Consider the following 26025-nt stretch of genomic DNA (forward strand, 5'->3'; position numbering starts at 1 on the left):
GCACCGGCCCCCGCGCCGGCCCCCGCGCCGGCCGCGGCCGTGCCCGCCAGCGCCAAGGAGTCCAGCTCCATCCGCGTCGATGTCGAGAAGGTCGACCAGCTCATCAACCTCGTGGGCGAGCTCGTCATCACGCAGTCGATGCTCACGCAGGCCGCCACCGTGCTCGACCCCGTGGCCTACGAGCGCTTCCTGAGCGGCCTGGGCCACCTGGAGCGCAATGCGCGCGACCTGCAGGAATCGGTGATGTCGATCCGCATGATGCCGATGGACTACGTGTTCAGCCGCTTCCCGCGCGTGATCCGCGACGTGAGCGCCAAGCTCGGCAAGCAGGTGCGCCTGGACACCTACGGCAAGGAGACCGAGCTCGACAAGGGCCTCATCGAACGCATCGTCGATCCGCTCACGCACCTCGTGCGCAACAGCCTGGACCACGGCATCGAGGCCCCCGAGGTGCGCCTGGCCAAGGGCAAGGATGCCACCGGCCAGCTGCTGCTGTCGGCGCAGCACCACGGCGGCAACATCGTGATCGAGGTGAGCGACGACGGCGCGGGCCTGAACCGCGAGCGCATCCTCGACAAGGCGCGCCAGCAGGGCCTGCCGGTGAGCGATGCCATGCCCGACGAAGAGGTGTGGCAGCTGATCTTCGCGCCCGGCTTCTCCACGGCCGAGCAGGTCACCGACATCTCGGGGCGCGGCGTGGGCATGGACGTGGTCAAGCGCAACATCCAGGAGATGGGCGGCCACGTCGAGATTCATTCGCGCGGCGGCCAAGGCACGTCCACGCGCATCGTGCTGCCGCTCACGCTGGCCATCCTCAACGGCATGTCGGTGCGCGTGGGCAGCGAGGCCTACATCCTGCCGCTGAGCTACGTGATCGAGTCGCTGCAGCCGCTGCCAGAGCACCTGCACTCCATCACCGCCGACGGCCACGTGATCCGCGTGCGCGGCGAGTACCTGCCGCTCATCGAGTTGCACCGCGTGTTCGACGTGGCCGGCGCGCAGACGCAGCCCACGCAAGGCATCCTGGTGATCGTGCAGGCCGACGACAGCCGCTTCGCGCTGCTGGTCGACGAGCTGCTCGGCCAGCACCAGGTGGTGGTGAAGAACCTGGAGACCAACTACCGCAAGGTGCCGGGCATCTCGGCCGCCACCATCGTGGGCGACGGCAGCGTGGCCTTCATCGTCGACGTGGGCGCGATGCCGCGCATCCAGCGCGCGCAGGCCGCCAGCGCGGCGGCCCTGGCGGGTGCCGCGCGCCGCACCGACGCGTTCGCTTCCTGATCCCGACGCGAGGGACGGCCGCATGAGGTTCGATTTCTTCCGGCGCCCCGGCGTCGACGGCAACGGCGCGCAAGCCGATGCAACGCCCGCCATCACGCCCGCCGTGGGCGCCGACGGCCACGTGGCCTATGCCATGCTGCTCGACGGCAAGCGCCGCGTGGTCGGCTACCGCATGGCCTGGCGCGCGGCCGGGCAGGGCACCGACGCGGGCGCCGCAGCCGGTGTCAAGGCGCTCATGGACACGCTGGGCCTGCACCTGAACCCCGGCGGCCACGGCTGGCTGCTGGGCGGGCAGATGGTGTTCGTCGACGTCACGGTCGATGCGCTGTTCCAGAGCGAGCTGCAGTCGCTGCCGCCGCGCAACGTCGTGCTGTGCATGAAGGCCGACGAGCTGATGGACGCCGACATGCGCTCCATCCTGCTGTTCCTGCGCGAGCAGGGCTTCGGCTTCATGCTGTGCGGCGGCGTCGCGCTGCCGGACGACGACGAGCTGCGCGCCATCGTCACGCACCGCGAGGTGCTGCCTTCCCTGCTGGCGGACATGTCGCCCGCCGGCCCGGCGCCCATCGCCGCGCGCGTGGCGAGCTGGGCCGAGTTCGAGGCCTGCGCCGCACGCGGCGTGCAAGTGTTCGTCGACGGCGCCGTGCGCCTGCCGCCGGCGCGCGACAGCGCCGATGCGCTGCAGCCCGAGTCGCAGCTCATCGTGCACCTGATGCAGATGATCCTGCGCAACGAGGACGTGCGCGCCATCGAGGGCGCGCTCAAGCACGACGCCGCGCTCACCTACCGGCTGCTGCGCTACATCAACTCGCCCTCGGTCGGCCTGGCGGTGGAGATCCACTCGCTGCGCCATGCGGTCGCCATGCTGGGCTACTCGCCGCTGTACCGCTGGCTGTCGCTGCTGCTGGCCACCAGCAACAAGGTCAGCTCGCCCTTCATGATGAAGAAGGCCATCCTGCGCGGGCGTTTCGTCGAGCTGATGGGGCAGGGCATGCTGCCGCCCGGCGAGGCCGACAACCTGTTCGTCGCGGGCATGTTCTCGCTGCTCGACCAGCTGCTGGGCGTGCCGATGGAAGGCGTGCTGCGCAAGGTGCAGCTCACCGAAGCGGTGCAGCAGGCGATTCTGTCGCGCAGCGGCGTCTACGGCCCCTTCGTGGCCCTGGCCGAAAGCTGCGAGACCGACGACGGCCGCGCCGCGCGCCTGTCGGAGGCGCTCTTCTTGAGCGCCGCGCAGGTCAACGCCGCGCAGCTGTCGGCGCTGGTGTGGGCGCTCGACGCCGGCCCGGCCGTGACCGCTCCGCCCGCCTGACCCCCGGAAATGCAAGGCTTTTGCGCGTCTGATCGGCCGATTGGAAACGGCGGTTTCCGTGACCATTGAAAGTCACGCTTCCAGGCTGGCTGTGACGACCGAGTTCCACTTTACCGACCACGACTTCTCCAGAATCCGGACCCTCATCCATCGCCGCGCCGGCATCGCCCTGGGCGAGCAGAAGCGGCAGATGGTGTACAGCCGGCTGTCGCGGCGCCTGCGCGAGCTGCAGCTGCCGGCGTTCGCGCCGTACCTGGACCAGCTCGAGGCGCGCCACGACGGCGACGAGTGGCAGCTGTTCATCAACGCGCTCACCACCAACCTCACCTCGTTCTTCCGCGAGGCGCACCACTTTCCCACGCTGGCCGACCATGTGCGCAAGCGGCCGGGCCCGGTCACCGTGTGGTGCGCCGCCGCTTCGACGGGTGAGGAGCCGTACTCGATCGCCATCACGCTGATGGAAGCGCTGGGCGAGCGCGCCGGCTCGGCCCGCGTCATCGCCAGCGACATCGACACCGCGGTGCTGGCCAAGGCCGCCACCGGCGTCTTCACCACCGAGCAGGTGCGGCGCCTGTCGCCCGAGCGGTTGCGGCGCTTCTTCAACAAGGGCACCGGCACCAATGCCGGCAAGGTGCGCGTGCGGCCCGAGGTGGCCACGCTGGTGAAGTTCTCGCGCGTGAACCTGCTGGACAGCGCCTGGTCGGTGAAGGAGCCGGTGGACGCGATCTTCTGCCGCAACGTGATGATCTATTTCGACAAGCCGACGCAGAAGAAGGTGCTCGACCGCTTCGCGCCGCTGCTCAAGCCGGGCGGCCTGCTGTTCGCCGGGCACTCCGAGAACGCCTCGCTCGTCAACCCGGCCTTCCGCCCGCTGGGGCAGACGGTGTACGAGCTGTCGCGCACGCCGGGCCTCGCATGAGCCTGGCGAGCCACCACTACTTCGACCGCGATGTCGGGCGCATGGCCGTCAAGCTGCTGCCCTCCGAGTACTACGTGACCACCGACCACACCGTGCTGAGCACCGTGCTCGGCTCCTGCGTGGCCGCCTGCCTGCACGACGCGCAGGCGGGCGTGGCCGGCATGAACCACTTCATGCTGCCCGACGACGGCGAGCCCGGTGGCGGCTCGATGCGCTACGGCGCCTACGCCATGGACGTGCTGGTGCGCGAGCTGGTGCGCGCGGGTGCGCGGCGCGAGCGGCTGCAGGCCAAGGTGTTCGGCGGCGGCGCCGTGCTGGCCGGCATGACCACGCTCAACATCGGCGACCGCAACGCCGACTTCGTGCTGCGCTACCTGGAGGCGGAGCGCATCGAAGTGGCGGCACAGGACCTGCGCGGACCGCACGCACGCCGCGTGTGCTTCCTGCCCGAGAGCGGCAAGGCCGTGGTGCGCCGCCTGCGCGCGCAGACCGAGGTGCTGCGGGTGCGCCGCGACGAAGGCGAGCTGCTGCGCCGGCTGTCGGTGCCCGCTGCGCCGCACGAGATCGACAGAACCAAAGGAAGCCGGTGAGCCTGCCAAGCAAGAAAAAGATCAAGGTGCTCTGCGTCGACGATTCGGCGCTGATCCGCAGCGTGATGAGCGAGATCATCAACAGCCAGAGCGACATGACCGTGGTCGGCACCGCGGCCGACCCGCTGGTGGCGCGCGACCTCATCAAGGTCACGAACCCCGACGTGCTCACGCTCGACGTGGAAATGCCGCGCATGGACGGCCTGGAGTTTCTCGAGAAGCTCATGCGCCTGCGGCCGATGCCGGTGGTCATGGTGTCCTCGCTCACCGAGCGCGGCTCGGAGATCGCGCTGCGCGCGCTGGAGCTGGGCGCCATCGACTTCGTGACCAAGCCGCGCCTGGGCGTGCGCGACGGCCTGCTCAACTACACCGAGCTCATCGCCGGCAAGATCCGGACGGCCGCCAGCGCGCGGCTGCTGCCTGCGCGCCCAGCGGCCACGGCGGCACGCCCCGCCCACGAAGCCGCGCCCGAGGCGCTGCTGCGCAGCCCGCTGCTGAGCACCGAGAAGCTGCTCATCATCGGCGCCTCCACCGGCGGCACCGAGGCCATCCGCGAGGTGCTGCAGCCGCTGCCGCCCGACGCGCCCGCGGTGCTCATCGCGCAGCACATGCCGGCCGGCTTCACGCGCTCCTTCGCGCAGCGGCTGGACGGCCTGTGCCGCATCCGCGTGAAGGAGGCGGAGCAGGGCGAGCGCGTGCTGCCGGGCCATGCCTACATCGCGCCGGGCGGCTTTCACCTGTCGCTGGCGCGCAGCGGCGCCAACTACGTGGCGCACCTGGACCAGGAGCCGCCCGTGAACCGCCACCGGCCGTCGATCGACGTGCTGTTCGATTCGGCCGCCAAGCACGCGGGCAAGAACGCCATCGGGATCATCCTCACCGGCATGGGCAAGGACGGCGCCGAGGGCCTCTTGCGCATGCGGCGCGCGGGCGCGCACACGCTGGCGCAGGACGAGGCCAGCTGCGTGGTCTTCGGCATGCCGCGCGAGGCGGTGGCGCTGGGCGCGGTGGACGAGGTGTCGCCGCTGAACGAGATCAGTCGCCGCGTGATGGCGCACCTTCGCACGTTCGGTGAACGTGCGAACCGGGTATGACGAGTTTGAACAACGACCTGTGGAGCTGGAAAAAATCGTGATCGACAAGAGCATCAAGATCCTGGTGGTGGATGACTTCCCGACCATGCGGCGCATCGTGCGCAACCTGTTGAAGGAGCTGGAGTTCCTCAACGTCGACGAGGCCGAGGACGGCGTGGCCGGCCTGGAGAAGCTGCGCGGCGGCAGCTTCGGCTTCGTGGTCTCCGACTGGAACATGCCCAACATGGACGGCCTGACCATGCTGCAGACCATCCGCGCCGACCCCGAGCTGAAGACGCTGCCGGTGCTGATGGTCACGGCCGAGGCCAAGAAGGAGAACATCGTCGCGGCCGCGCAGGCCGGCGCCAACGGCTACGTGGTGAAGCCCTTCACCGCGGCGACGCTGGAAGAGAAGATCACCAAGATCTTCGAGAAGCTGGCCAAGGCATGAGCCAGGACACCGCCGGCGCGGCAGACGCCACCAACAACACCACCGAAGAACTGCTGGGCCGCATCGGCCACCTCACGCGCCAGCTGCGCGAAGGCCTGCGCGAGCTGGGCCTGGACAAGCAGGTGGCCAAGGCCGCGCAGGCCATTCCCGATGCGCGCGACCGCCTCAACTACGTGGCGGCCACCACCGAGCGGGCGGCGCACCGCGCGCTCAACGCCATCGACGTCGCGCAGCCGCTGCAGGAAGCCCTGGCCACCGACGCCAAGGCCCTGACGCAGCGCTGGGACCAGTGGTTCGAGAACCCGATCGAACTCGACCAGGCGCGCGAGCTCGTGCTGGACACGCGCGGCTACCTGAACGACGTGCCCCAGCGCGCCAGCGCCATCAACACGCAGCTCATGGAGATCCTGATGGCGCAGGACTTCCAGGACCTCACCGGCCAGGTCATCAAGAAGATGATGGAAGTCGTCAACGACGTCGAGACGCAGCTGCTGCAGGTGCTGATCGACAACTCGCCGCCCGAGAAGCGCCACGAGGCCGTGCAGAGCCTGCAGAACGGACCGCAGGTGAAGCCCGGCAACCCCGACGCCGTGACCGACCAGGCGCAGGTCGACGACCTGCTCGAAAGCCTCGGCTTCTGAGCCGCTTGCAGCCTGCTTGATTGGCCGAATTGCAGGGCGATACCGGCCCTGATCGGCAGATTGTTCCGCACCACCGGATCCAATAATTTGGTTCTGGGCAAGGCGTACTTCGCCAGTGCTGGTTCGGAGCATGAATGGCTGAGGAAAGCGATCTCGAGAAAACGGAACCCGCCTCCGAGCGGCGCCTGGAGAAGGCGCGCGAGGAAGGCAACGTGGCCCGTTCGCGCGAGCTCACCACCTTCGTCATGCTCGCCACCGCGAGCGCAGGCCTGTGGCTGGCGGCCGAGTCGCTCGGCGCGAGCCTGAGCGGCGCGCTGCGCCGCGGCCTGCAGTTCGAACGCGCCAGCGCCTTCGACCCCGCGCACATGCTCTCGCAGAGCGGGCTCATGGTGCTGCATGCACTCATGGCCATCGGGCCGCTGTTCGCCATGATGGTCGTGGCCGCCGTGGCGGCGCCGCTGATGCTCGGCGGCTGGATGTTCTCCGGCAAGGCCGTTGCACCCAACTTCGGCAAGCTCAATCCCCTGGCCGGCATCGGCCGCATGGTCTCGGCGCAGGCGCTGGCCGAACTCGTGAAGGCGCTGGCCAAGTCGGCGCTGATCGGCGGTGTGGCGTGGTGGGTCATCGTGGACGACATCGAGGCCGTGATGGCGCTCATGTCGCAGCCCGCGCACGAGGCGCTGCCGCATGCGTTGGTGCTGGTGGCCAAGCACTGCGCGCTCATCGCCGCCACGCTCTTTCTCGTCGCGCTCGTCGACGTGCCGTTCCAGCTGTGGAACTACTACCGCAAGCTGCGCATGTCGCGCGAGGACGTGCGCCAGGAGCACAAGGAAAGCGAAGGCGATCCGCACATCAAGGCGCAGATCCGCCGGCAACAGCAGCAGATGGCACGCCGCCGCATGATGGCCGAGGTGCCCAAGGCCGACATCGTGCTCACCAACCCGACGCACTTCGCCGTCGCGCTGCAGTACCTGGACAGCGACATGCGCGCGCCGCGCGTGGTGGCCAAGGGCACCGAGCTGGTGGCCGCGCGCATCCGCGAGATGGCGAAGGAACACAAGGTCGCGATCCTCGAGGCGCCGCCGCTCACGCGCGCGCTCTACCGCCACACGAAGCTGGGCGAGGAGATTCCGGCCGGCCTGTACACCGCCGTGGCCGAGGTGCTGGCCTGGGTGTACCAGCTCAAGCGCTGGAACAGCGAGGGCGGCGAGGCGCCGCGCACGCCGACCGACCTGCCCGTGCCGGCCGACCTGCAGTACTCGCCGGCGGTCGCATGAACGGACTGAACGACCTGATGCGCCTGCCGGCGCGGATCTTCTCCGGCTCGCAGTTCAAGGGCCTGGCGGGCCCGATCCTCATCATCCTCATCCTGAGCATGATGGTGCTGCCGCTGCCGCCCTTCCTGCTCGACCTGCTGTTCACCTTCAACATCGCGCTGTCGGTGATGGTGCTGCTGGTGAGCATGTACACCATGAAGGCGCTCGATTTCGCGGCCTTCCCGGCGGTGCTGCTGTTCTCGACGCTGCTGCGCCTGTCGCTCAACGTGGCCTCCACGCGCGTGGTGCTCATGCACGGCCACACCGGGCCCGACGCGGCCGGCAAGGTGATCGAGGCCTTCGGCCACTTCCTGGTGGGCGGCAACTTCGCGGTGGGCGTGATGGTGTTCATCATCCTCGTGCTCATCAACTTCATGGTGATCACCAAGGGCGCGGGCCGTATCGCCGAGGTGGGGGCGCGCTTCATGCTCGACGCCATGCCGGGCAAGCAGATGGCGATCGACGCCGACCTCAACGCCGGCCTGATCGGCGAAGAGATCGCCCGCAAGCGCCGGGCCGAGGTGGCGCAGGAGGCCGACTTCTACGGCTCGATGGACGGCGCCAGCAAGTTCGTGCGCGGCGACGCGATCGCGGGCCTGCTCATCATGGTGATCAACATCATCGGCGGGCTCGTGGTCGGCATGCTGCAGCACGGGCTCGACTTCTCGACCGCCGGCAAGACCTACACGCTGCTGGCCATCGGTGATGGCCTGGTGGCGCAGATTCCGGCGCTGGTGATCTCGACTGCGGCCGGCGTGATCGTGTCGCGCGTGACCACCGACGAGGACGTGGGCAGCCAGCTCACGGGCCAGCTCTTTTCCAACCCGCAGGTGCTGTTCCTCACGGCCGGCATCGTCGGCCTGCTGGGCATGATCCCCGGCATGCCGAACCTGGCCTTCCTGCTGATCGCGGGCGGCCTGGTGTGGCTCGGGCGGCGGCTGGTGCAGCGCAAGCCGCAGGAGGCGGCGAAGCAGGCCGCCGCTGCCGCCGCCACGCAAGGGGCGGGCGTGCCGGCCTCGGCCGAGCAGGCCGAAGCCACCTGGGACGACGTGGCCATGGTCGATCCGCTGGGCATGCAGGTCGGCTACCGGCTGATCCCGCTGGTGGACCAGTCGCAGCAGGGCGAGCTGCTGGGCCGCATCAAGAGCATCCGCAAGAAGATCGCGCAGGAGCTGGGCTTCCTGGTGCCGGTGGTCCACATCCGCGACAACCTGGAGATCAAGCCCAACGCCTACGTCATCAGCCTGAAGGACGTGGAGATCGGCCGCGGCGAGGCCTTCCCCAACCAGTGGATGGCGATCAACCCCGGCCAGGTGACGGGCACGCTGACGGGCACGCCCACGCGCGACCCGGCCTTCGGCCTGGAGGCCACCTGGATCGACGCCAGCCTGCGCCAGCAGGCGCAGGTGTACGGCTACACCGTGGTCGATGCCTGCACCGTGATGGCCACGCACCTGAACCACCTGATCCATACCCACGCGGCCGAGCTGCTGGGCCGCCAGGAAGTGCAGCAGCTGCTCGACCAGATCGCCAAGACCGCGCCCAAGCTCACCGAAGACCTGGTGCCCAAGGTGCTGTCGCTGAGCACGCTGCACAAGGTGCTGCAGAACCTGCTCGACGAAGAGGTGCCGATCCGCGACATGCGCACCATCCTGGACGTGATGGCCGAGCACGCCCCCACGGTGAAAGACCCGACCGAGCTCACCACGCTCACGCGCCTGGCGCTGGGCCGCGCCATCACGCAGCAGCTGTTCCCGGGCGACGAGGAGATGCAGGTGATCGGCCTGGACGGCTCGCTCGACAGCGTGCTGCAGCAGGCCCTGAACAACAGCAGCGGCATCGAGCCGGGCATTGCCGACAACCTGCTCAAGCAGGCGCAGGCCGCCATGGTGCGCCAGGAGCAGATGGGGCTGGCGCCGGTGCTGGTCGTGCAGCACGCGCTGCGCGTGCTGCTGTCGCGCTTTTTGCGGCGCAGCCTGCCGCAGCTGAAGGTGCTCTCGCACGCCGAGATCCCTGACGCCCGGACCATCAAGATCACCGCCGCCATTGGAGGACGAGCCGTTTGAATCCACAGACCGACGTGCGCACCACCGCACGCAAATTCGTCGCCGCCACCGGCCGCGAGGCCCTGCGCCTGGTGCGCGAATCGCTCGGCGCCGAGGCCATCGTGCTCACGCACCGCGCCACCGCGCAGGGCGTCGAGATCGTCGCCATGGCCGAGGGCGATGTGCAGCAGACGGTGCAGGCCGCAGTGCCCGCAGCCGCACCTGCCACGGCCGCTTCCGCCGACCCCACCGTGCTCAGCGAACTCCATTCGATGCGCGGCATGATCGAGGAACAGCTCGCCAGCGTGGTCTGGAGCGACAGCCAGCGCCGCGACCCGGTGCGCGGTCGCCTGCTGCGCACGCTGCTGGGCGCGGGCTTCAGCGCGCGCCTGTCGAAGGCCATGCTCGAGAAGCTGCCCACGGGCCAGAGCTACGCCGACGGCATGGCCTTCGTGCGTTCCGAGCTCGTGCGCGCGGTGCCGGTGCATGAAGACGAAGACGCGCTGTTCGCGCAGGGCGGCGTCTATGCCTTGATGGGCCCGACCGGCGTCGGCAAGACCACCACCACCGCCAAGCTGGCGGCGCGCTGCGTGATGCGCTTCGGCGCCGACAAGCTCGCGCTCGTCACCACCGACAGCTACCGCATCGGCGCCTACGAGCAGCTGCGCATCTACGGCCAGATCCTCAACGTGCCGGTGCATGCCGTGAAGGACGCGGCCGACCTGCAGCTGGTGCTGCACGACCTGCGCGACCGCCACATGGTGCTCATCGACACCGTCGGCATGAGCCAGCGCGACCGCGCCGTGCCCGAGCAGATCGCCATGCTCGGCAGCAGCCAGCGCCCGGTGAAGCGGCTGCTGCTGCTCAACGCCACCAGCCACGGCGACACGCTCAACGAGGTGGTGCACGCCTACCGCCAGGGCCATGCGCTGGCGGGCTGCATCTTCACCAAGGTCGACGAGGCCACGCACCCGGGCGCGCTGATCGACACCGTGATCCGCCACCGCCTGCCGGTGCACTACATCTCGGGCGGCCAGAAGGTGCCCGAGAACCTGGTGCGCGCCGACCGCGTGCAGCTGGTGGACAGCGTGTTCCAGCCGCGCCAGCACAGCCCGCTCTTCGTGCCGGCCGAAGCCGACCTGCCCGACGAGGCCGCGCCTTCGCCGCAGGCACAGGGCGAGACCGATCGCCTGCGCCTGCGCTACCAGAGCCTGATCCGTGCGATGGCGCACGACGCGCAGGAACTGGCGACGACGGCCGGCGCGCTGGCCGGTGCGCACATCGGCTTCGATGGCGCGCGCACGCTGTGGGGGCAGGCCGGTGATGAGGCTGTCGATGCCAAGACTGTGCTGCACGAGCTGTCGGCGTTTGCGCGCGGCGAGGTGGCTGCGGGATGCGACACCCATGTGCTCGCGCTGGCCGGGCAGGTGGGCCTGCGTGCGACCGACAGCGGCGATGCCTACGTGTGCCATGGAAGCCTGCTGCTGTCCGATCGCAGCGGCCTGCCGCTGGCGGCACCGAACCAGTGGCTTTCGACCGCTGCGGCGCGCCAGGCGGCTGCACCGGGCCAGCGTCAGGTGCAGTGGCTGCAGCAACAGGATTTCGGCAAGCGGCTCGTGCACGTGCTGGGCAAGCCACCGGCGGTCGAACAGATGCTGTCGTGGCAGGCCGAGGGCTCGAAGTGGCTGGCGCGCGCGCCGGGCAGCACGGCCGTGACGGATGCGCACACCGGCGCCGCGACCACGCTCGCGCGCCTGGCCTTCGTTTTCGACGACACGACCGAACGGCCCGTGCGCTATCGCGGCAAGGCTGCGCTGCAATGCGAAGCGCAGGTCGAGGTGTTGCCACGTACCGCGCTCGACCGCGACACCCTGCCCACGCTGCGCTGCGTGGCCGTGCGTGTGGTCGACGCGCGCAGCCGCAAGCTGCTGTCGCACACCTGCGTGCTCACCAACCTCGGTGCCGAGGTCGACACATCGCAGCTCGCGCAATGGCAGGGCTGGGCCGCCGACGCCGAGCCGTGCTTCCGCCTGCTGCGCGACGGCGTGCAGCTCGTGGGCGGCATGGGCGAGCCCGGCGATCCGCACATGATGAAGCGCCTGCTCGTTGCCGGCCAGGTCACGACCACCGTGTGGCGCCTGCTGCAGGCCGAGGGCGAGTGGGCCGACCGCACGCGCCTGCTGCTGGGCCAGCTCACGGGCCGCGCCACGCGCGCCGGCCGCGCGCTGACGGGCGGCGCGTTGTACGCGGGCGTGGGCAAGCTGTTCCTGCTGCTCGATGCACTGGGCACCGAATCGGCAGCACCAGCTCAAGCGCCGCGCGCGCTGGAACGCCTGGGCTGAAGGCGATGAGCGCACGCGTCACGGACCAGGCCGACGGGCTGCGCCGGCTGCTCGGGCAGGCGCCGGTGCGCGTCGTCGCCGTCGCGGGCATGGGCCCCGGCGCGGGTGCGACCACGGCCGCGATGAGCTTGGCCGCGGCGCTGGCGCAGCAGGGCAAGGACGTTCTTCTGCTCGACGAGCACCATCCGACGATGCGCTCGGTGTGCGATGTATGGGCGCTCGGCCCACGCGGCACGCTGGCCGATGTGGCGAGTCGGCGGTTGCGCATCGATCAGGCCGCTGCGAGCGCGGTGTGCGGCGTGCAGGTGCTGCCCGCATCGCCCGGCGCGAGCATCGACCCGCGCACGCTGTGGCCGCGCGGCATCGTGCTCGTCGATGCGGCCTTCGACGACGAAGGCTGCCTGTCGCCGCTGGCGCAGGGCGCCGACGAACTGCTGCTCGTTTTGCAGCCGCACCCGGCGGCCATCACCTCGGCCTACGCGGGCATCAAGCGCCTGCACCGCGCGCATGCGCTGAAGCAGCTGCGCTTTATGCTCAACGGCGTGGCCGATGCGGGCACGGCGCAGCAGGTCATGCACAACCTCGCGCAAGCCGCCAGCCGCTACCTCGCGCTGTCGCTGCTGCCCGTGGGCTGGGTGCGCACCGACCCGTGGCTGGCCGATGCGGCGCGGCTGCGCCAGACCGTGGTCGAGGCCTTTCCGGCCAGCGCGGCGGCGGTCGATTTCCGCGCCATCGCCGACGACATGGGCCGCTGGACCTGGCGCACGCCCGCGCGGCCGGCCGTGTTCCCGCAGGCGCTCGCAGCCTGAGACACGACCACGAGGACGGACGGCCGTGTACACCGCACAGGGCACCATCGAGAAATCGCATCTGCTGGAACAGCACCAGCCGCTGGTGCGCCGCATCGCGCTGCAGATGATGGCCCGGCTGCCGGCCAGCGTGGAGCTGGACGACCTGATCCAGGCCGGCATGCTCGGCCTGCTCGATGCGTCGAGCCGCTACCAGGACCACCGCGGCGCGCAGTTCGAGACCTTCGTCAGCCAGCGCATCCGCGGTGCCATGCTCGACGAGCTGCGCGCCAGCGACTGGGGGTCGCGCGGGCTGCGCCAGTCGGCGCGCGGCATCGAGAAGGCGATCCAGGCGCTGGGCCACCGGCTGGGCCGCGCGCCCACCGAAGGCGAGATCGCGAAGGAGCTGAAGGTCGACCTGGACACCTACCAGTCGATGCTGCAGGACATCCAGGGCTGCCAGCTGCTGTACGTCGAAGACTTCGCCAAGGGCGACCCCGACAACCCCTTTCTCGACCTGCATGCGCAAGAGGTGCGCAAGGGGCGCGGCGACTTCGACGACCCGCTGGCGCGCCTGCTCGAAAGCGGCTTTCGCCACCAGCTGGTGGATGCCATTGGCGCGCTGCCCGAGCGCGACCAGCTGCTGCTCAAGCTCTACTACGAGGAAGAGCTGAACCTGCGCGAGATCGGCGCGGTGCTCGAGGTGAGCCAGTCGCGCGTGTGCCAGCTGCACGGCCAGGCGGTGAGCCGGCTGCGTGCGAAGCTGAAGGACTCTTTGTAGAGAACCTCAGCTGGCGTAGCGTGCATCCAGCGCATCGAGCTCGGGCTTGCGCACCAGCCGCTGCCGCTCGGCGAAGGGCGCGACCAGCGCCGGGTCTTCGTCCATGCGCCGCGTGTCGCGCAGCACCGTGAGCGCCTTCTGCATGCCGGCCAGCGCGCCCTGCAGCGCGGCGTTGGCGTACAGCACGATGCCGTAGCCGAGACCGCCGAGTTCCTCGGCGCCGAAGATCGGTGTCTTGCCGCCGATCACCATGTTCATGAGCTGGGGCTTCGCCAGCCGCTGCGGCAGCGCGCGGATCTCGTCGGCCGTGGTGACGGCTTCGACGAAGAGGATGTCGGCGCCGGCCTCGCTGAACTTCTGCGCGCGCTCGATCGCGGCCTCGAAACCCAGCGTGGCCGCCGCATCGGTGCGCGCCATGATGAGCAGGTCGGGGTCGGTGCGTGCATCGACCGCGGCCTTGATCTTGTTGACCGCTTCCTCGGTGGAGATCACCTCCTTGCCCGAGAAATGGCCGCAGCGCTTGGGCGCGACCTGGTCCTCGAACTGGATGCAGTCGGCGCCCGCGCGCTCCAGCACGCGCACCGTGTGCCGCACATTCAGCGCGTTGCCGAAGCCGGTGTCGGCATCGACGATCAGCGGCAGGTTCACGGCGTCGCGGATGCGCGCCGTGTGGTCGGCGATCTCGTGCAGGCCCATGAAGCCCTGGTCGGGCAGGCCGAACCACATGTTGGTGACGCCCGCGCCGGTGACGTAGAGGGCTTCGAAGCCCAGGTCTTCGATGACGCGCGCCGACAGCGCGTTGAAGGCGCCCGGCACCAGCACGCCGCGGCGGGCCTCGGCGAGGGAACGGAGGGTCTTGCGAGTCGACATCGGGATTTCCTGTGAATGAATCTGAAAGCTCAAAGGGTGTCGCCGGGCACACGGACCCAGCCTTCCATCAAGACGCGGGCGCTGCGGCTCATCACCGCCTTGGTCACCTGCCATTCGCCCTCGACCTGGCTGGCCTGCGCGCCCACGCGCAAGGTGCCCGAGGGATGGCCGAAGCGCACGGCCTCGCGCGCGCCACCGCCGGCCGCGAGGTTCACCAGCGTGCCGGGAATGGCGGCGGCCGTGCCGATGGCCACGGCCGCCGTGCCCATCATGGCGTGGTGCAGCTTGCCCATCGACAGCGCGCGCACGAGCAGGTCGATGTCGCCGGCCGCCACGGCCTTGCCGCTCGATGCGGTGTAGCCCGCGGGCTTCGCCACGAAGGCGACCTTGGGCGTGTGCTGGCGGCTGGCGGCTTCGTCGAGCGTGCGGATGAGGCCCATGCGCAGCGCGCCGTGCGCGCGGATGGCTTCGAAGCGGGCGAGCGCGGCGGCGTCGCCGTTGATCGCGTCCTGCAGCTCGGTGCCCGTGTAGCCGAGCGCCTCGGCGTTCACGAAGACGGTGGGGATGCCGGCGTTGATCATCGTGGCCCGCAGCGTGCCGAGGCCGGGCACCTCCAGGTCGTCGACGAGGTTCCCGGTCGGGAACATCGCGCCGCCCGCGCCGTCTTCTTCGGCGGCGGGGTCCATGAACTCGAGCTGCACCTCGGCCGCGGGGAAGGTCACGCCGTCGAGTTCGAAGTCGCCGGTCTCCTGCACCGCGCCGTGGGTCATCGGCACGTGCGCGACGATGGTCTTGCCGATGTTGGCTTGCCAGATGCGCACGACCGCCACGCCATCGCGCGGCACGCGTGCCGCATCGATGAGGCCGTTGCTGATCGCGAACGGGCCCACGGCCGACGAGAGGTTTCCGCAGTTGCCGCTCCAGTCGACGAAGGGCCGGTCGATCGACACCTGGCCGAACAGGTAGTCCACGTCGTGGCCGGGCCGTTCGCTCTTCGAGAGGATCACGGTCTTGCTGGTGCTCGACGTCGCGGCGCCCATGCCGTCGATCTGCTTGCCGTAGGGGTCGGGGCTGCCGATCACGCGCAGCAGCAGCGCGTCGCGCGCCGGGCCCGGCACCTGCGCGGCCTCGGGCAGGTCCTGCAGGCGGAAGAAAACGCCCTTGCTGGTGCCGCCGCGCATGTACGTGGCGGGGATCTTGATCTGCGGGGTGTGCGGCATCGTCAGTCGGCTTTCGTGGCGGCGAGGAAGTCCTGCGCGAAGCGCTGCAGCACCCCGCCGGCTTCGTAGATGGAGACCTCTTCGGCGGTGTCGAGGCGGCAGGTCATGGGCACGTCGAGCCGTTCGCCATTGCGGCGGTGCACGACCAGCACGAGGTCGGCGCGCGGGGTGCGCGCGCCGGTCACATCGTAGGTCTCGGTGCCGTCCAGGCCCAGCGTGAGGCGGTTGGTGCCCGGCTTGAATTCGAGCGGCAGCACACCCATGCCGATCAGGTTGGTGCGGTGGATGCGCTCGAAGCCTTCGGCCGCGATCGCTTCCACGCCGGCCAGCCGCACGCCCTTGGCGGCCCAGTCGCGCGACGAGCCCTGGCCGTAGTCGGCACCGGCCACGATGATCAGCGGCTGCTTGCGCAGCATGTAGGTTTCGATGGCCTCCCACATGCGCATCACCTCGCCCTCGGGTTCCACGCGCGCCAGCGATCCGGCGCGCACCGTGCCGTCGGCCTTGCGCACCATCTCGTTCTTGAGCGTGGGGTTGGCGAAGGTGGCGCGCTGCGCCGTGAGGTGGTCGCCGCGGTGGGTGGCGTAGGAGTTGAAGTCTTCCTCGGGCAGGCCCATGCGGTGCAGGTACTGGCCGGCCGCGCTGTCCAGCAGGATCGCGTTCGATGGCGACAGGTGGTCGGTCGTGATGTTGTCCGGCAGGATCGCCAGCGGGCGCATGCCCTTCAGCGTGCGTTCGCCGGCCAGCGCGCCTTCCCAGTAAGGCGGGCGGCGGATGTAGGTGGAGGCGGGGCGCCAGTCGTACAGCGGCGCCACCTGCTCGCCGGTGTCAGGCTGGATCGCGAACATCGGCTCGTACACCTGGCGGAAGTGCGCGGGCTTCACGCTGGCCTTCACGATGGCGTCGATTTCTTCGTCGGTCGGCCAGAGGTCTTTGAGCCGAATCTCCTTGCCGTCGACGACGGTGAGCACGTCCTTCTCGATGTCGAAGCGCACCGTGCCCGCAATCGCGTAGGCCACCACCAGCGGCGGCGAGGCCAGGAAGGCCTGCTTCGCATACGGGTGGATGCGCCCGTCGAAGTTGCGGTTGCCCGAGAGCACGGCCGTGGCGTACAGGTCGCGCTCCACGATCTCCTGCTGGATGGCCGGGTCGAGCGCGCCCGACATGCCGTTGCACGAGGTGCAGGCATAGGCGACCACGCCGAAGCCGAGCTGTTCGAGCTCGCGCATCAGGCCCGCATCTTCCAGGTACAGCGTGACCGCTTTCGAGCCGGGCGCCAGCGAAGTCTTGACCCACGGCTTGCGCGTCAGCCCCACGCGGTTGGCATTGCGCGCGAGCAGGCCCGCGGCGATCACGTTGCGCGGGTTGCTGGTGTTGGTGCAGCTGGTGATGGCCGCGATGATCACCGCGCCGTCGGGCATCTGGCCGGGCACCTCGTCCCACGGGGCGGCGATGCCGCGCGCGGCGAGGTCGGCGGTGGCCACGCGCGCATGCGGGTTCGACGGGCCGGCCATGTTGCGCACGACCGTCGACAGGTCGAACTGCAGCACGCGCTCGTACACGACCTCGCTCAGCGTGTCGGCCCACAGGCCCGCCTGCTTCGCATAGACCTCGACCAGGCGCACCTGCTCGTCGGCGCGGCCCGTGAGGCGCAGGTAGTCGAGCGTCTGCGTGTCGATGGCGAACATCGCGGCGGTGGCGCCGTACTCGGGCGCCATGTTGGAGATGGTCGCGCGGTCGCCCAGCGTGAGGCTGGCCGCGCCTTCGCCGTGGAACTCCAGGTACGCACCCACCACCTTCGCCGCCCGCAGGAACTCGGTGAGCGCGAGCACGACGTCGGTGGCCGTGATGCCCGGTTGCGGCCGGCCCGCGAGGCGCACGCCGACGATGTCGGGCAGCCGCATCCACGAGGCGCGGCCCAGCATCACGTTCTCGGCCTCGAGCCCGCCCACGCCGACGGCGACCACGCCCAGCGCATCGACGTGCGGCGTGTGGCTGTCGGTGCCCACCAGCGTGTCGGGGTAGGCCACGCCGTCCTGCGCATGCACGACGGGCGACATCCGCTCCAGATTGATCTGATGCATGATCCCGTTCCCCGGCGGGATCACCTCCATGTTGCGGAAGGCCCGCTTCGTCCATTCGATGAAGTGAAAGCGGTCTTCGTTGCGCCGGTCCTCGATGGCGCGGTTCTTCGCGAAGGCATCGGGGTCGAAGCCGCCGCACTCCACCGCCAGCGAATGGTCGACGATGAGTTGCACCGGCACCACGGGGTTCACCTGCGACGGGTCGCCGCCCTGTTCGGCGATGGCGTCGCGCAGGCCGGCCAGGTCGACCAGCGCGGTCTGGCCGAGGATGTCGTGGCAGACCACGCGCGCGGGGAACCACGGAAAGTCATGTTCGCGCTGGCGCAGGGCGAGCTGCGTGAGGCTCTGCACGAGGATCGCCGGGTCGCAGCGGCGCACGAGGTTTTCGGCATGTACGCGCGCGGTGTAGGGCATCGCGGCCCAGGCGCCGGCCTGGATCGCTTCGACGGCTTCGCGTGCGTCGAAGTAGTCCAGCGCGGTGCCGGGAAGGTTCTTGCGGTAGTCGGTGTTCATGGGGGCGCTTGTCGCTCGGCACCCGCGCGCAGGCACGGGCGCTTTTCTTCTTCTCGTGTTTTTACTTCCGATCCTGGATCGGCGCGAACTTCAGGTCTTCGGGGCCCGTGTAGTTGGCGCTCGGCCGGATGATCTTGTTGTCGATGCGCTGCTCGATGATGTGCGCCGCCCAGCCTGATGTGCGCGCAATGACGAACAGCGGCGTGAACATGGCGGTGGGCACGCCCATCATGTGATAGCTCACGGCGCTGAACCAGTCGAGGTTGGGGAACATCTGCTTCACGTCCCACATCACGGCCTCGAGCCGCTCGGCAATGTCGAACATCTTGGTCGAGCCGGCCTCCTGCGACAGCGTGCGCGCCACGCCCTTGATGACCACGTTGCGCGGGTCGCTCACCGTGTAGACCGGGTGGCCGAAGCCGATCACGACCTCCTTGGCGGCGACGCGGCGGCGGATGTCGGCCTCGGCCTCGTCGGGCGCGTCGTAGCGCTTCTGGATCTCGAAGGCCACCTCGTTGGCGCCGCCGTGCTTGGGGCCGCGCAGCGCGCCGATGGCGCCGGTGATGGCCGAGTACACGTCCGAGCCCGTGCCCGCGACCACGCGCGCCGTGAAGGTGGAGGCGTTGAACTCGTGCTCGGCATACAGGTTGAGCGAGGTGTGCATCGCACGCTCCCACTGCGCGCTGGGCTTGCGCCCGTGCAGCAGGTGCAGGAAGTGCGCGCCGATCGAGTCGTCGTCGGTCTCGACCTCGATGCGCCGGCCCTGCGTGGACCAGTGGTACCAGTACAGCAGCATCGAGCCGAGCGAAGCCATCAGGCGGTCGGCGATGTCGCGCGCGCCGGGCAGGTTGTGGTCTTCCTTCTCGGGCAGCAGGCAGCCCAGCGACGAGACGCCGGTGCGCATCACGTCCATCGGGTGCGCGCTGGCGGGCAGCTGTTCCAGCGCCTCCTTCAGGCTCGCGGGCAGGCCGCGCATCGCCTTGAGCTTGGCCTTGTAGGCGCGCAGCTCGGCAGCCGTGGGCAGCTTGCCGTGCACCAGCAGGTGCGCGATTTCCTCGAACTCGCAGACCTCGGCGATGTCCAGGATGTCGTAGCCGCGGTAGTGCAGGTCGTTGCCGGTGCGGCCCACGGTGCACAGGGCGGTGTTGCCGGCGGTCACGCCCGACAGGGCGACGGATTTCTTGGGCTTGAAGCCGGTGGGGGTGGCGGTGTCGTTCATGCGGGTTCCTTGTCGGTGTGCAGGTAGGCGTTGCGCAGGCGCGCGGGACGGCCGCGGCCGTCGACCGCCACCATCTCGAACAGGCCCTTCAGCGAAGGGCGGGCCTCGCCGTCAGGCGGCTCGGCCGCGCCGGTGACGCAGACCGTGAGCGAGCTGCGCCCGGCGCGCGTCACCCAGGCCCGCAGGCGCAGCACATGGCCGACGGGCACGGGCGCGAGGAACTGCGCGTCGCCCAGGCTGGCCATCACCACGTCGGACTTCGCGAAGGCACGCGCGGCGAGGAACGCGGCCTTCGACATCAGCAGCAGGGCGTTGCCGCCGAACAGCGTGCCGTAGTGGTTGGCGTGCTCGGGGAACACGATGTCGGTCAGCTCGATGGCGGCGGATCGGTTGGTCATGCTTCGCAATTTACGCAATCCAACGCCCATAATGAAGGCCTGAATTGGCGAATCATTGCGAATGAAGACGGCTGATTTTGCAAATATTGCGAATATCGCAAAGACCCACGAGGTGACCCGATGAGCAAGACCTTCATGGGCGTGCGCCTGCGCACGCTGCGCGCCGAACGCGGCCTCACGCAGGTGGCGCTGGCCCAGATGCTGGGCCTGTCGCCGAGCTACCTGAACCAGATCGAGCAGAACCAGCGCCCGCTCACCGTGGCGGTGCTGCTGCGCATCAGCAAGACACTCGGCGTCGACGTGCAGCAGTTCTCCGAAGACGAGGAAGCGCGGCTCGTGGCCAGCATGCGCGAGGCGCTGGCGGACAACCCCGGCGGCGAGGCCGTGGCGCTGCCCGAGCTGCGCGAGGTGGCGTCGCAGATGCCGGCCGTGGCGCGCGCGCTGCTCGCCTTGCACCGCCGCCACCAGGAGGCGCAGGAGCGGCTGGAGCTCATGGCCGCCGAACTCGGCGACGGGCGCGGCGACATCTCGCGCAGCCGGCCCATGCCTTTCGAGGTGGTGCGCGATTTCTTCTTTGCCCACCAGAACCATTTCGACCCGCTCGACACCGCCGCCGAATCGCTCGCCGCCGAGGCCCGTGCGAACGGCGGACCGCTCGCCGAATGGCTCCAGCAGCGGCTTCTTTCGGCCCACGGCGTGCGCGTGGTGCCGGGCGACGAAGGGGAGGGCGCGCTCGACAGCCAGCGCCGCTACGACCCGGCCCGCCGCGTGCTGCGCCTGTCGGCCGGCCTGGAGCCGGGCCAGCAGGCCTTCCAACTGGCCACGCAGCTCGCGCTGCTGGAGCAGGCCGCGCTCATCGAGTCGCTGGTCGTGCAGGCCGATTTCGGCGACGCCCCGGCCCACGCGCTCGCGCGCATCGGGCTGGCCAACTACTTCGCAGCCGCCGTGCTGCTGCCCTACGGCCCGTTCCTGCAGGCGGCCGAGGCGCTGCGCTACGACATCGACCTGCTCGCGCGCCAGTTCGGCGTCGGCTTCGAGACCGTGTGCCATCGCCTGAGCAGCCTGCAGCGCCCGGGCGCGTCGGGCGTGCCCTTCTTCTTCATCCGCGTGGACCGGGCCGGCAACATCTCCAAGCGGCAATCGGCCACGCACTTCCACTTCTCGAAGACCGGCGGCACCTGCCCGTTGTGGAACGTGTACGAGGCCTTCGCGCAGCCCGGGCGCGTGCTGCCGCAGCTGGCGCGCATGCCAGACGGCCGCGCCTACCTGTGGATCGCGCGCACCGTGTCGCACGGCCAGCGCGGCTTCGGCTCGCCGAGCAAGACCTTCTCGATCGGCCTGGGCTGCGACATCCGCCACGCCCCGCGCCTGGTCTACGCCAAGGGCCTGGATCTGAAGGACCCCGACGTGCCCACGCCCATCGGCATGGGCTGCAAGGTGTGCGAGCGCGTGGCCTGCCCGCAGCGGGCCTTCCCGTTCATCGGGCGGCCGCTGGACGTGAACGAGAACGAAAGCCGGTTCACGCCCTATGCCGTGGCCGGCGCGTAGGGCGGTGGTGCGTCAGTCGCCTTGCGCAGGCTGCTGCGTGCCGGACGCCTCGCTCCACCCGCCCCCCAACGCTTTGTAGATCGCCAGCCGGTTCGTCTGCTCCGTGAGCTGCAAACCGATCAGCGTCTGCTGCGCCGCATAGTCGCTGCGCTGCGCGTCCAGCACGTCGAGGTAGTTGGCGGCGCCGCTCTTGAAGAGCGACTGCGAGAGCTCGAAGCTGCGCGAGGTCGCGGCGCGCAGCGAGCGCTGTGCGTCCAGGCGCTCGGCCAGCGTGCGGCGTTCGGCCAGGGCGTCGGCGACTTCGCGGAAGGCGGTCTGCACGGCCTTCTCGTAGGTGGCGATCTGGATCTTCTGCTGCGCCTGCGCCACCTGCAGGTTGGCGCGGTTGGCGCCGCCGTCGAAGATCGGCACGCTGATCGATGGCGCGAAGCTCCAGGCCTTGCTGCCGCTCGCGAACAGGCCCGAGAGCGTGCTGCTCGCGGTGCCGGCCGAGGCGGTGAGCGCGATGCGCGGGAAGAATGCCGCGCGCGCCGCGCCGATGTCGGCGTTGCTCGCGCGCAGCGCGTGCTCGGCGGCGCGCACGTCGGGCCGCTGCTGCAGTACGTTCGACGACAGGCCGGCCGGCGGCACGAGCAGCTGCGCGACGTCGGCGGTCGTGGCGGCGGTCGGCAGCAGTTCGGGCGGCGGCGTGGCGCCGACCAGCAGCGCCAGCGCATTGCGGTCCTGTTCGACCTGGCTGTCGAAGGCCGCGGCGTCGGCGCGCGCGGCATCGACGGTGCTCTGCGCCTGCGCCAGCGCCAGGCCCGACTGCGCGCCGAGCGCATGGCTGCGCTGCACCAGCTCGAAGGACTTGCGCTGGCTCTCGAGCGTGCCGCGCGCGAGCTGCAGGCGCTGCTCGTCGGCGGCCAGCTGCAGCCACGCCGTGGCGACGGAAGCCACGAGGCTGATCTGCGTGCTGCGCTGCGTCTCCTCGGTCTGGAAGTAGCCCTGCAGCGCCGATTCGCCGAGGTTGCGCACGCGCCCGAACAGGTCGAGCTCGTAGGCCGTCATGCTGAGGTTGGCGCTGTACTGCGAGGTGATGCGCGATTCGCCGCTGGTCGACAGGCTGCCCGGCGTGCGCGAGCGCGTGCCGGCGGCGCCCGCGTTGACGGTGGGGAACAGGTCGGCCCGCGCGATGCCGTACTGTGCGCGCGCACGCTCGATGTTGAGCGCTGCCACGCGCAGGTCGCGGTTGTTGGCGAGCGCGAGTTCGATCACGCCCTGCAGCTGCTTGTCGACGAAGAAGTCGCGCCAGCCGATGTCCAGCGGCGTGGCCGTGGCGACGCCAGCCGAGGGCAGGGCCGAGGGCACCGGCGAGGCCGGCGTTTCGTACGCGGGCGCGAGGTTGACGCAGCCCGCGAGCACGGCCGAGGCCAGGGCGGCGCAGGCCAGTGCGCGCAGGGGAAGGCGGGGCAGGGTGGTGCGCTTCATCACTGGGCTCCGTGCTCTGCCGGCAAGGCATCCGGCGGCGTGTCGGCCGGCTTGCGGCGGCCTTCCAGCCAGCCGCGGATCATCGCGAAGAACAGCGGCACGAAGAAGATGCCCAGCGCCGTGCCGACCACCATGCCGCCCAGCACCGCGGTGCCGATCGACTGGCGGCCACCTGCGCCCGCACCCGTGCCGATGGCCAGCGGCAGCACGCCGAAGCCGAAGGCCAGCGAGGTCATGAGGATGGGCCGCAGCCGCAGCCGCACGGCCTCCAGCGTGGCCTCGATCACGCCCTTGCCCTGCTCCTGCAGCTGCTTGGCGAACTCGACGATCAGGATCGCGTTCTTCGACGATAGCCCCACCGTGGTCAGCAGGCCGACCTGGAAGTACACGTCGTTGCTCAGCCCGCGCAGGCTGGTGAACAGCAGTGCGCCGACGATGCCCAGCGGCACCACGAGGATCACCGAGAACGGCACCGACCAGCTTTCGTACAGGGCCGCGAGGCACAGGAACACGAACAGGATCGAGATGGCGTAGAGCAGCGGCGCCTGTGCGCCCGACAGGCGCTCCTGGAACGAGGCACCGGTCCATTCGTAGCCGATGCCGGCGGGCATCTGCTTCATGACTTCGTCGACGGCGGCCATGGCGTCGCCCGAGCTCACGCCGGGCGCGGCATCGCCGACGAACTCATAGCTGGGGCTGCCGTTGTAGCGCTGCAGCTGCGGCGAGCCGTACGTCCAGCGCGAGCTGGAGAAGGCCGGGAACGGCACCATCTGGCCCAGGCTGTTGCGCACGCTCCAGCGGTCGATGTCGGTGGGCAGCATGCGAAAGGCCGTGTCGCCCTGCATGTACACGCGCTTGACGCGACCGTTGTCCAGGAAGTCGTTGATGTAGGTGCCGCCCATCGCGCTCGACAAGGTGCTGTCGATGTCGGACGTGGCCAGGCTGGCCGCGCCGGCGCGCGCGTCGTCGATGTCCACCGCGAACTGCGGCGTGTCGTCCAGGTTGTTGCTGCGCACGTTCGCCACCTCGGGGCGCTTGGAGAGCAGGTCGATGAGCTGGTCGCGCGCCTTCACCAGCGCGTCGTGGCCGAGGCCGTTGATGTCCTTCAGGTGGAAGTTGAAGCCCGCGTTGGCGCCGAGCCCGCGCACCGCCGGCGGCAGCAGCACGAAGATGCGCGCGTCGCGGATGGTCGAGAGTTCCTTGTTGGCGCGCCGCGCGAGTTCGGCGGCCGACTGGCCGGCGCCTTCGCGCTCGGCCCAGTCTTTCAGCTTCACGAAGGCGCGCGCCGAACTCTGGTCGCCGTTCTGCCCGGTGATGACGTTCACGCTCACCACCTCGGGTTGCTTCGTGAAGTAGTCCTGCATCTGCGTGACCACCGGCTGCAGGCGCGCGTCGGACGCGCCCGGCGGCAGCGTCACCTGCACCTGCAGGAAGGCCTGGTCTTCATCGGGCAGGAAGGAGGTGGGCAGGCGCATGAACAGCAGCGCCATCACGGCCGCGATCAGCAGGTACACCACGAGGCTGCGCTTGCCGCGCCGCACGATGCCGCCGACGATGCCCTGGTAGCGGTCGGCGCCCTGATCGAAGCGGCGGTTGAAGCCCGCGAAGAAGCGGTCGACCGCGCCCAGCACGCCCTTGCGCGGGGCCGCGTGGCCGCCCTTGGCCACAGGCTTGAGCAGCGTGGCGCACAGCGCCGGCGTGAGCGTGAGCGCCACGAACACCGACAGCGCCATGGCCGAGACGATGGTGATCGAGAACTGGCGGTAGATCACGCCGGTCGAGCCGCCGAAGAAGGCCATCGGGATGAACACGGCCGACAGCACCAGCGCGATGCCCACGAGCGCGGGCGTGATCTCGGCCATCGACTTGCGCGTGGCCTCCTTGGGCGACAGGCCCTCTTCGTGCATCACGCGCTCGACGTTCTCCACCACCACGATGGCGTCGTCCACCAAAAGGCCGATGGCCAGCACCATGCCGAACATGGTGAGCGTGTTGATCGAGTAGCCCGCCACGGAGAGCACGCCGAAGGTGCCCAGCAGTACCACCGGCACGGCAATGGCCGGGATCAGCGTGGCGCGGAAGTTCTGCAGAAAGATGTACATCACCAGCACGACCAGCACCATGGCCTCGGCCAGCGCCTTCACCACCTCGTCGATCGACGCGCTCACGAAGGGCGTGGTGTCGTAGCTCACGAAGGTCTGCATCTGGTTCGGAAAGAGCGGCTGCAGCTCGGCCACCTTGGCCTTCACGGCCTCGGCCACCTGCACCGCGTTGGCGCCGTCGGCCAGCACGATGCCCATGCCGGCGCCCGGGCGCCCACCCAGCACCGAGCGCACCGTGAGGTTCTCGGCGCCCAGCTCGACACGCGCCACGTCGCGCAGGCGCACCACGGCGCCGTCGGGCGTGGCGCGCAGCACCACGTTCTCGAACTCCTCGACCGTCTTCAGCTTGCTGCGCGCCGTGATGGTGGCGTTGAGCTGCTGCTGCGCACCGGCCGGCAGCGCGCCGAGCTGTCCGGCCGAGACCTGCGCGTTCTGCGCGGTGATGGCGTTGCCCACGTCGGAGGGCATGAGCGCGTACTTGCGCAGCTTGTCGGGGTCCAGCCACAGGCGCATGGCGTAGCCGGTGCCCAGTGTCTGCACCTCGCCCACGCCGTCGACGCGGCTGATGACGTCGACCAGGTTGCTGCTGATGTAGTCGCCCACGTCCACCGCCGAGGCGCTGCCGTCGCCGGAGAACATCGAGACGATCAGCAGGAAGTCGTTGCCGCCCTTGGTGACGGTGACGCCGCGGCTTTGCACCTGCTGCGGCAGGCGCGACATGGCCTGCTGCAGCTTGTTCTGCACCTGCATCTGCGCCACGTCGATGTTGGTGCCCGCGTTGAAGGTGAGCGACAGGCGCGCCACGCCCGAGGAGTTGCTGGTCGACTGCATGTACAGCAGGTTGTCCAGCCCCTTCATCTGCTGCTCGATGACCTGGGTGACGGAGTCTTCGACCGTCTTGGCCGAGGCGCCGGTGTAGGTGGCGTTGATGGACACGCGCGGCGGCGCGATGTCGGGGTACTGCTCGAGAGGCAGCGTGCGGATGGCCATCAGGCCGGCGAGCATGACGACGATGGAAAGCACCCACGCGAAGATGGGGCGGTCGATGAAGAACTGGGCCATGGG

General features: G+C 69.8%; 20 protein-coding genes. 13 read left to right on the plus strand and 7 right to left on the minus strand.

Annotated elements, in window-relative coordinates; all coding sequences use genetic code 11:
- The 12 genes from AC07XP_RS26345 to AC07XP_RS26400 form a co-directional block, all read left to right on the plus strand.
- The coding region (locus tag AC07XP_RS26345; RefSeq protein ID WP_495266340.1) for a chemotaxis protein CheW at positions 1 to 1281 on the plus strand (1281 nt) is incomplete at its 5' end.
- 22 nt (positions 1282 to 1303) lie between these two features.
- On the plus strand, positions 1304 to 2590 hold the full coding sequence (locus AC07XP_RS26350) for an EAL and HDOD domain-containing protein (protein ID WP_495266341.1): 1287 nt from the start codon (positions 1304 to 1306) through the stop codon (positions 2588 to 2590).
- A 58-nt stretch (positions 2591 to 2648) separates the two neighbouring features.
- Positions 2649 to 3509 carry a CheR family methyltransferase gene (locus AC07XP_RS26355; RefSeq protein WP_260685006.1) on the plus strand — a complete coding sequence of 287 codons (861 nt, stop codon included), beginning with the start codon at positions 2649 to 2651 and terminating at the stop codon, positions 3507 to 3509.
- Positions 3506 to 4099: a chemoreceptor glutamine deamidase CheD gene (cheD, locus tag AC07XP_RS26360; RefSeq protein ID WP_095946640.1), complete on the plus strand. Its 594-nt coding sequence runs from the start codon at positions 3506 to 3508 to the stop codon at positions 4097 to 4099. Before AC07XP_RS26355 ends, cheD begins: the two co-directional genes overlap by 4 nt.
- A 2-nt stretch (positions 4100 to 4101) precedes the next feature.
- Positions 4102 to 5193 (plus strand): protein-glutamate methylesterase/protein-glutamine glutaminase, encoded by a 1092-nt coding sequence (locus AC07XP_RS26365; protein ID WP_083259225.1) that lies wholly within the window; start codon positions 4102 to 4104, stop codon positions 5191 to 5193.
- A gap of 37 nt (positions 5194 to 5230) precedes the next feature.
- On the plus strand, positions 5231 to 5623 hold the full coding sequence (gene cheY / locus AC07XP_RS26370; protein ID WP_056582361.1) for a chemotaxis response regulator CheY: 393 nt from the start codon (positions 5231 to 5233) through the stop codon (positions 5621 to 5623).
- On the plus strand, positions 5620 to 6264 hold the full coding sequence (gene cheZ / locus AC07XP_RS26375) for a protein phosphatase CheZ (protein WP_062469395.1): 645 nt from the start codon (positions 5620 to 5622) through the stop codon (positions 6262 to 6264). The genes cheY and cheZ overlap by 4 nt, the downstream gene beginning before the upstream one ends.
- A gap of 134 nt (positions 6265 to 6398) precedes the next feature.
- Positions 6399 to 7541 (plus strand): flagellar biosynthesis protein FlhB, encoded by a 1143-nt coding sequence (gene flhB, locus AC07XP_RS26380; protein ID WP_095744088.1) that lies wholly within the window; start codon positions 6399 to 6401, stop codon positions 7539 to 7541.
- Positions 7538 to 9646 (plus strand): flagellar biosynthesis protein FlhA, encoded by a 2109-nt coding sequence (gene flhA / locus AC07XP_RS26385; protein WP_495266342.1) that lies wholly within the window; start codon positions 7538 to 7540, stop codon positions 9644 to 9646. The genes flhB and flhA overlap by 4 nt, the downstream gene beginning before the upstream one ends.
- A complete protein-coding gene (gene flhF, locus AC07XP_RS26390) occupies positions 9643 to 11967 on the plus strand; it encodes a flagellar biosynthesis GTPase FlhF (protein ID WP_495266343.1) in 2325 nt (774 codons plus the stop codon). The genes flhA and flhF overlap by 4 nt, the downstream gene beginning before the upstream one ends.
- A gap of 5 nt (positions 11968 to 11972) precedes the next feature.
- Entirely contained in the window at positions 11973 to 12776 is an 804-nt protein-coding gene (locus AC07XP_RS26395; RefSeq protein ID WP_495266344.1) for a MinD/ParA family ATP-binding protein, read from the plus strand.
- A gap of 25 nt (positions 12777 to 12801) precedes the next feature.
- Positions 12802 to 13536, plus strand: a complete 735-nt coding sequence (locus AC07XP_RS26400; protein ID WP_495266345.1) for an RNA polymerase sigma factor FliA — start codon at positions 12802 to 12804, stop codon at positions 13534 to 13536.
- A gap of 6 nt (positions 13537 to 13542) precedes the next feature.
- Here AC07XP_RS26400 and AC07XP_RS26405 read toward each other — a convergent pair whose 3' ends face one another.
- The 5 genes from AC07XP_RS26405 to AC07XP_RS26425 all read right to left on the minus strand — a co-directional run bounded on the left by AC07XP_RS26405 (position 13543) and on the right by AC07XP_RS26425 (position 19840).
- Positions 13543 to 14406: an isocitrate lyase/PEP mutase family protein gene (locus tag AC07XP_RS26405; protein WP_495266346.1), complete on the minus strand. Its 864-nt coding sequence runs from the start codon at positions 14404 to 14406 to the stop codon at positions 13543 to 13545.
- A 29-nt stretch (positions 14407 to 14435) separates the two neighbouring features.
- Positions 14436 to 15626, minus strand: a complete 1191-nt coding sequence (gene prpF, locus AC07XP_RS26410; RefSeq protein WP_495266347.1) for a 2-methylaconitate cis-trans isomerase PrpF — start codon at positions 15624 to 15626, stop codon at positions 14436 to 14438.
- A gap of 2 nt (positions 15627 to 15628) precedes the next feature.
- Positions 15629 to 18223, minus strand: a complete 2595-nt coding sequence (acnD, locus tag AC07XP_RS26415) for a Fe/S-dependent 2-methylisocitrate dehydratase AcnD (protein WP_495266348.1) — start codon at positions 18221 to 18223, stop codon at positions 15629 to 15631.
- Between the two features lie 61 nt (positions 18224 to 18284).
- Positions 18285 to 19442 (minus strand): bifunctional 2-methylcitrate synthase/citrate synthase, encoded by a 1158-nt coding sequence (gene prpC / locus AC07XP_RS26420; RefSeq protein WP_062469421.1) that lies wholly within the window; start codon positions 19440 to 19442, stop codon positions 18285 to 18287.
- The gene (locus AC07XP_RS26425) at positions 19439 to 19840 is read right to left on the minus strand and encodes an acyl-CoA thioesterase (protein WP_139704672.1); all 402 of its coding nucleotides are present in this window, start codon (positions 19838 to 19840) and stop codon (positions 19439 to 19441) included. Before AC07XP_RS26425 ends, prpC begins: the two co-directional genes overlap by 4 nt.
- A 120-nt stretch (positions 19841 to 19960) precedes the next feature.
- Here AC07XP_RS26425 and AC07XP_RS26430 point away from each other — a divergent pair, with 120 nt between their 5' ends.
- A complete protein-coding gene (locus AC07XP_RS26430) occupies positions 19961 to 21388 on the plus strand; it encodes a short-chain fatty acyl-CoA regulator family protein (protein WP_492685903.1) in 1428 nt (475 codons plus the stop codon).
- Positions 21389 to 21400: 12 nt separating this feature from the next.
- Here the strand turns inward: AC07XP_RS26430 and AC07XP_RS26435 are convergent, their stop codons facing one another.
- Both AC07XP_RS26435 and AC07XP_RS26440 read right to left on the minus strand, forming a co-directional pair.
- Entirely contained in the window at positions 21401 to 22858 is a 1458-nt protein-coding gene (locus tag AC07XP_RS26435; RefSeq protein WP_495266349.1) for an efflux transporter outer membrane subunit, read from the minus strand.
- Positions 22858 to 26022, minus strand: a complete 3165-nt coding sequence (locus AC07XP_RS26440; protein WP_495266350.1) for an efflux RND transporter permease subunit — start codon at positions 26020 to 26022, stop codon at positions 22858 to 22860. The genes AC07XP_RS26435 and AC07XP_RS26440 overlap by 1 nt, the downstream gene beginning before the upstream one ends.
- Positions 26023 to 26025 lie beyond the last annotated feature (3 nt).

The sequence above is a fragment of the Variovorax sp. GW531-E2 genome (genome assembly GCF_059423125.1).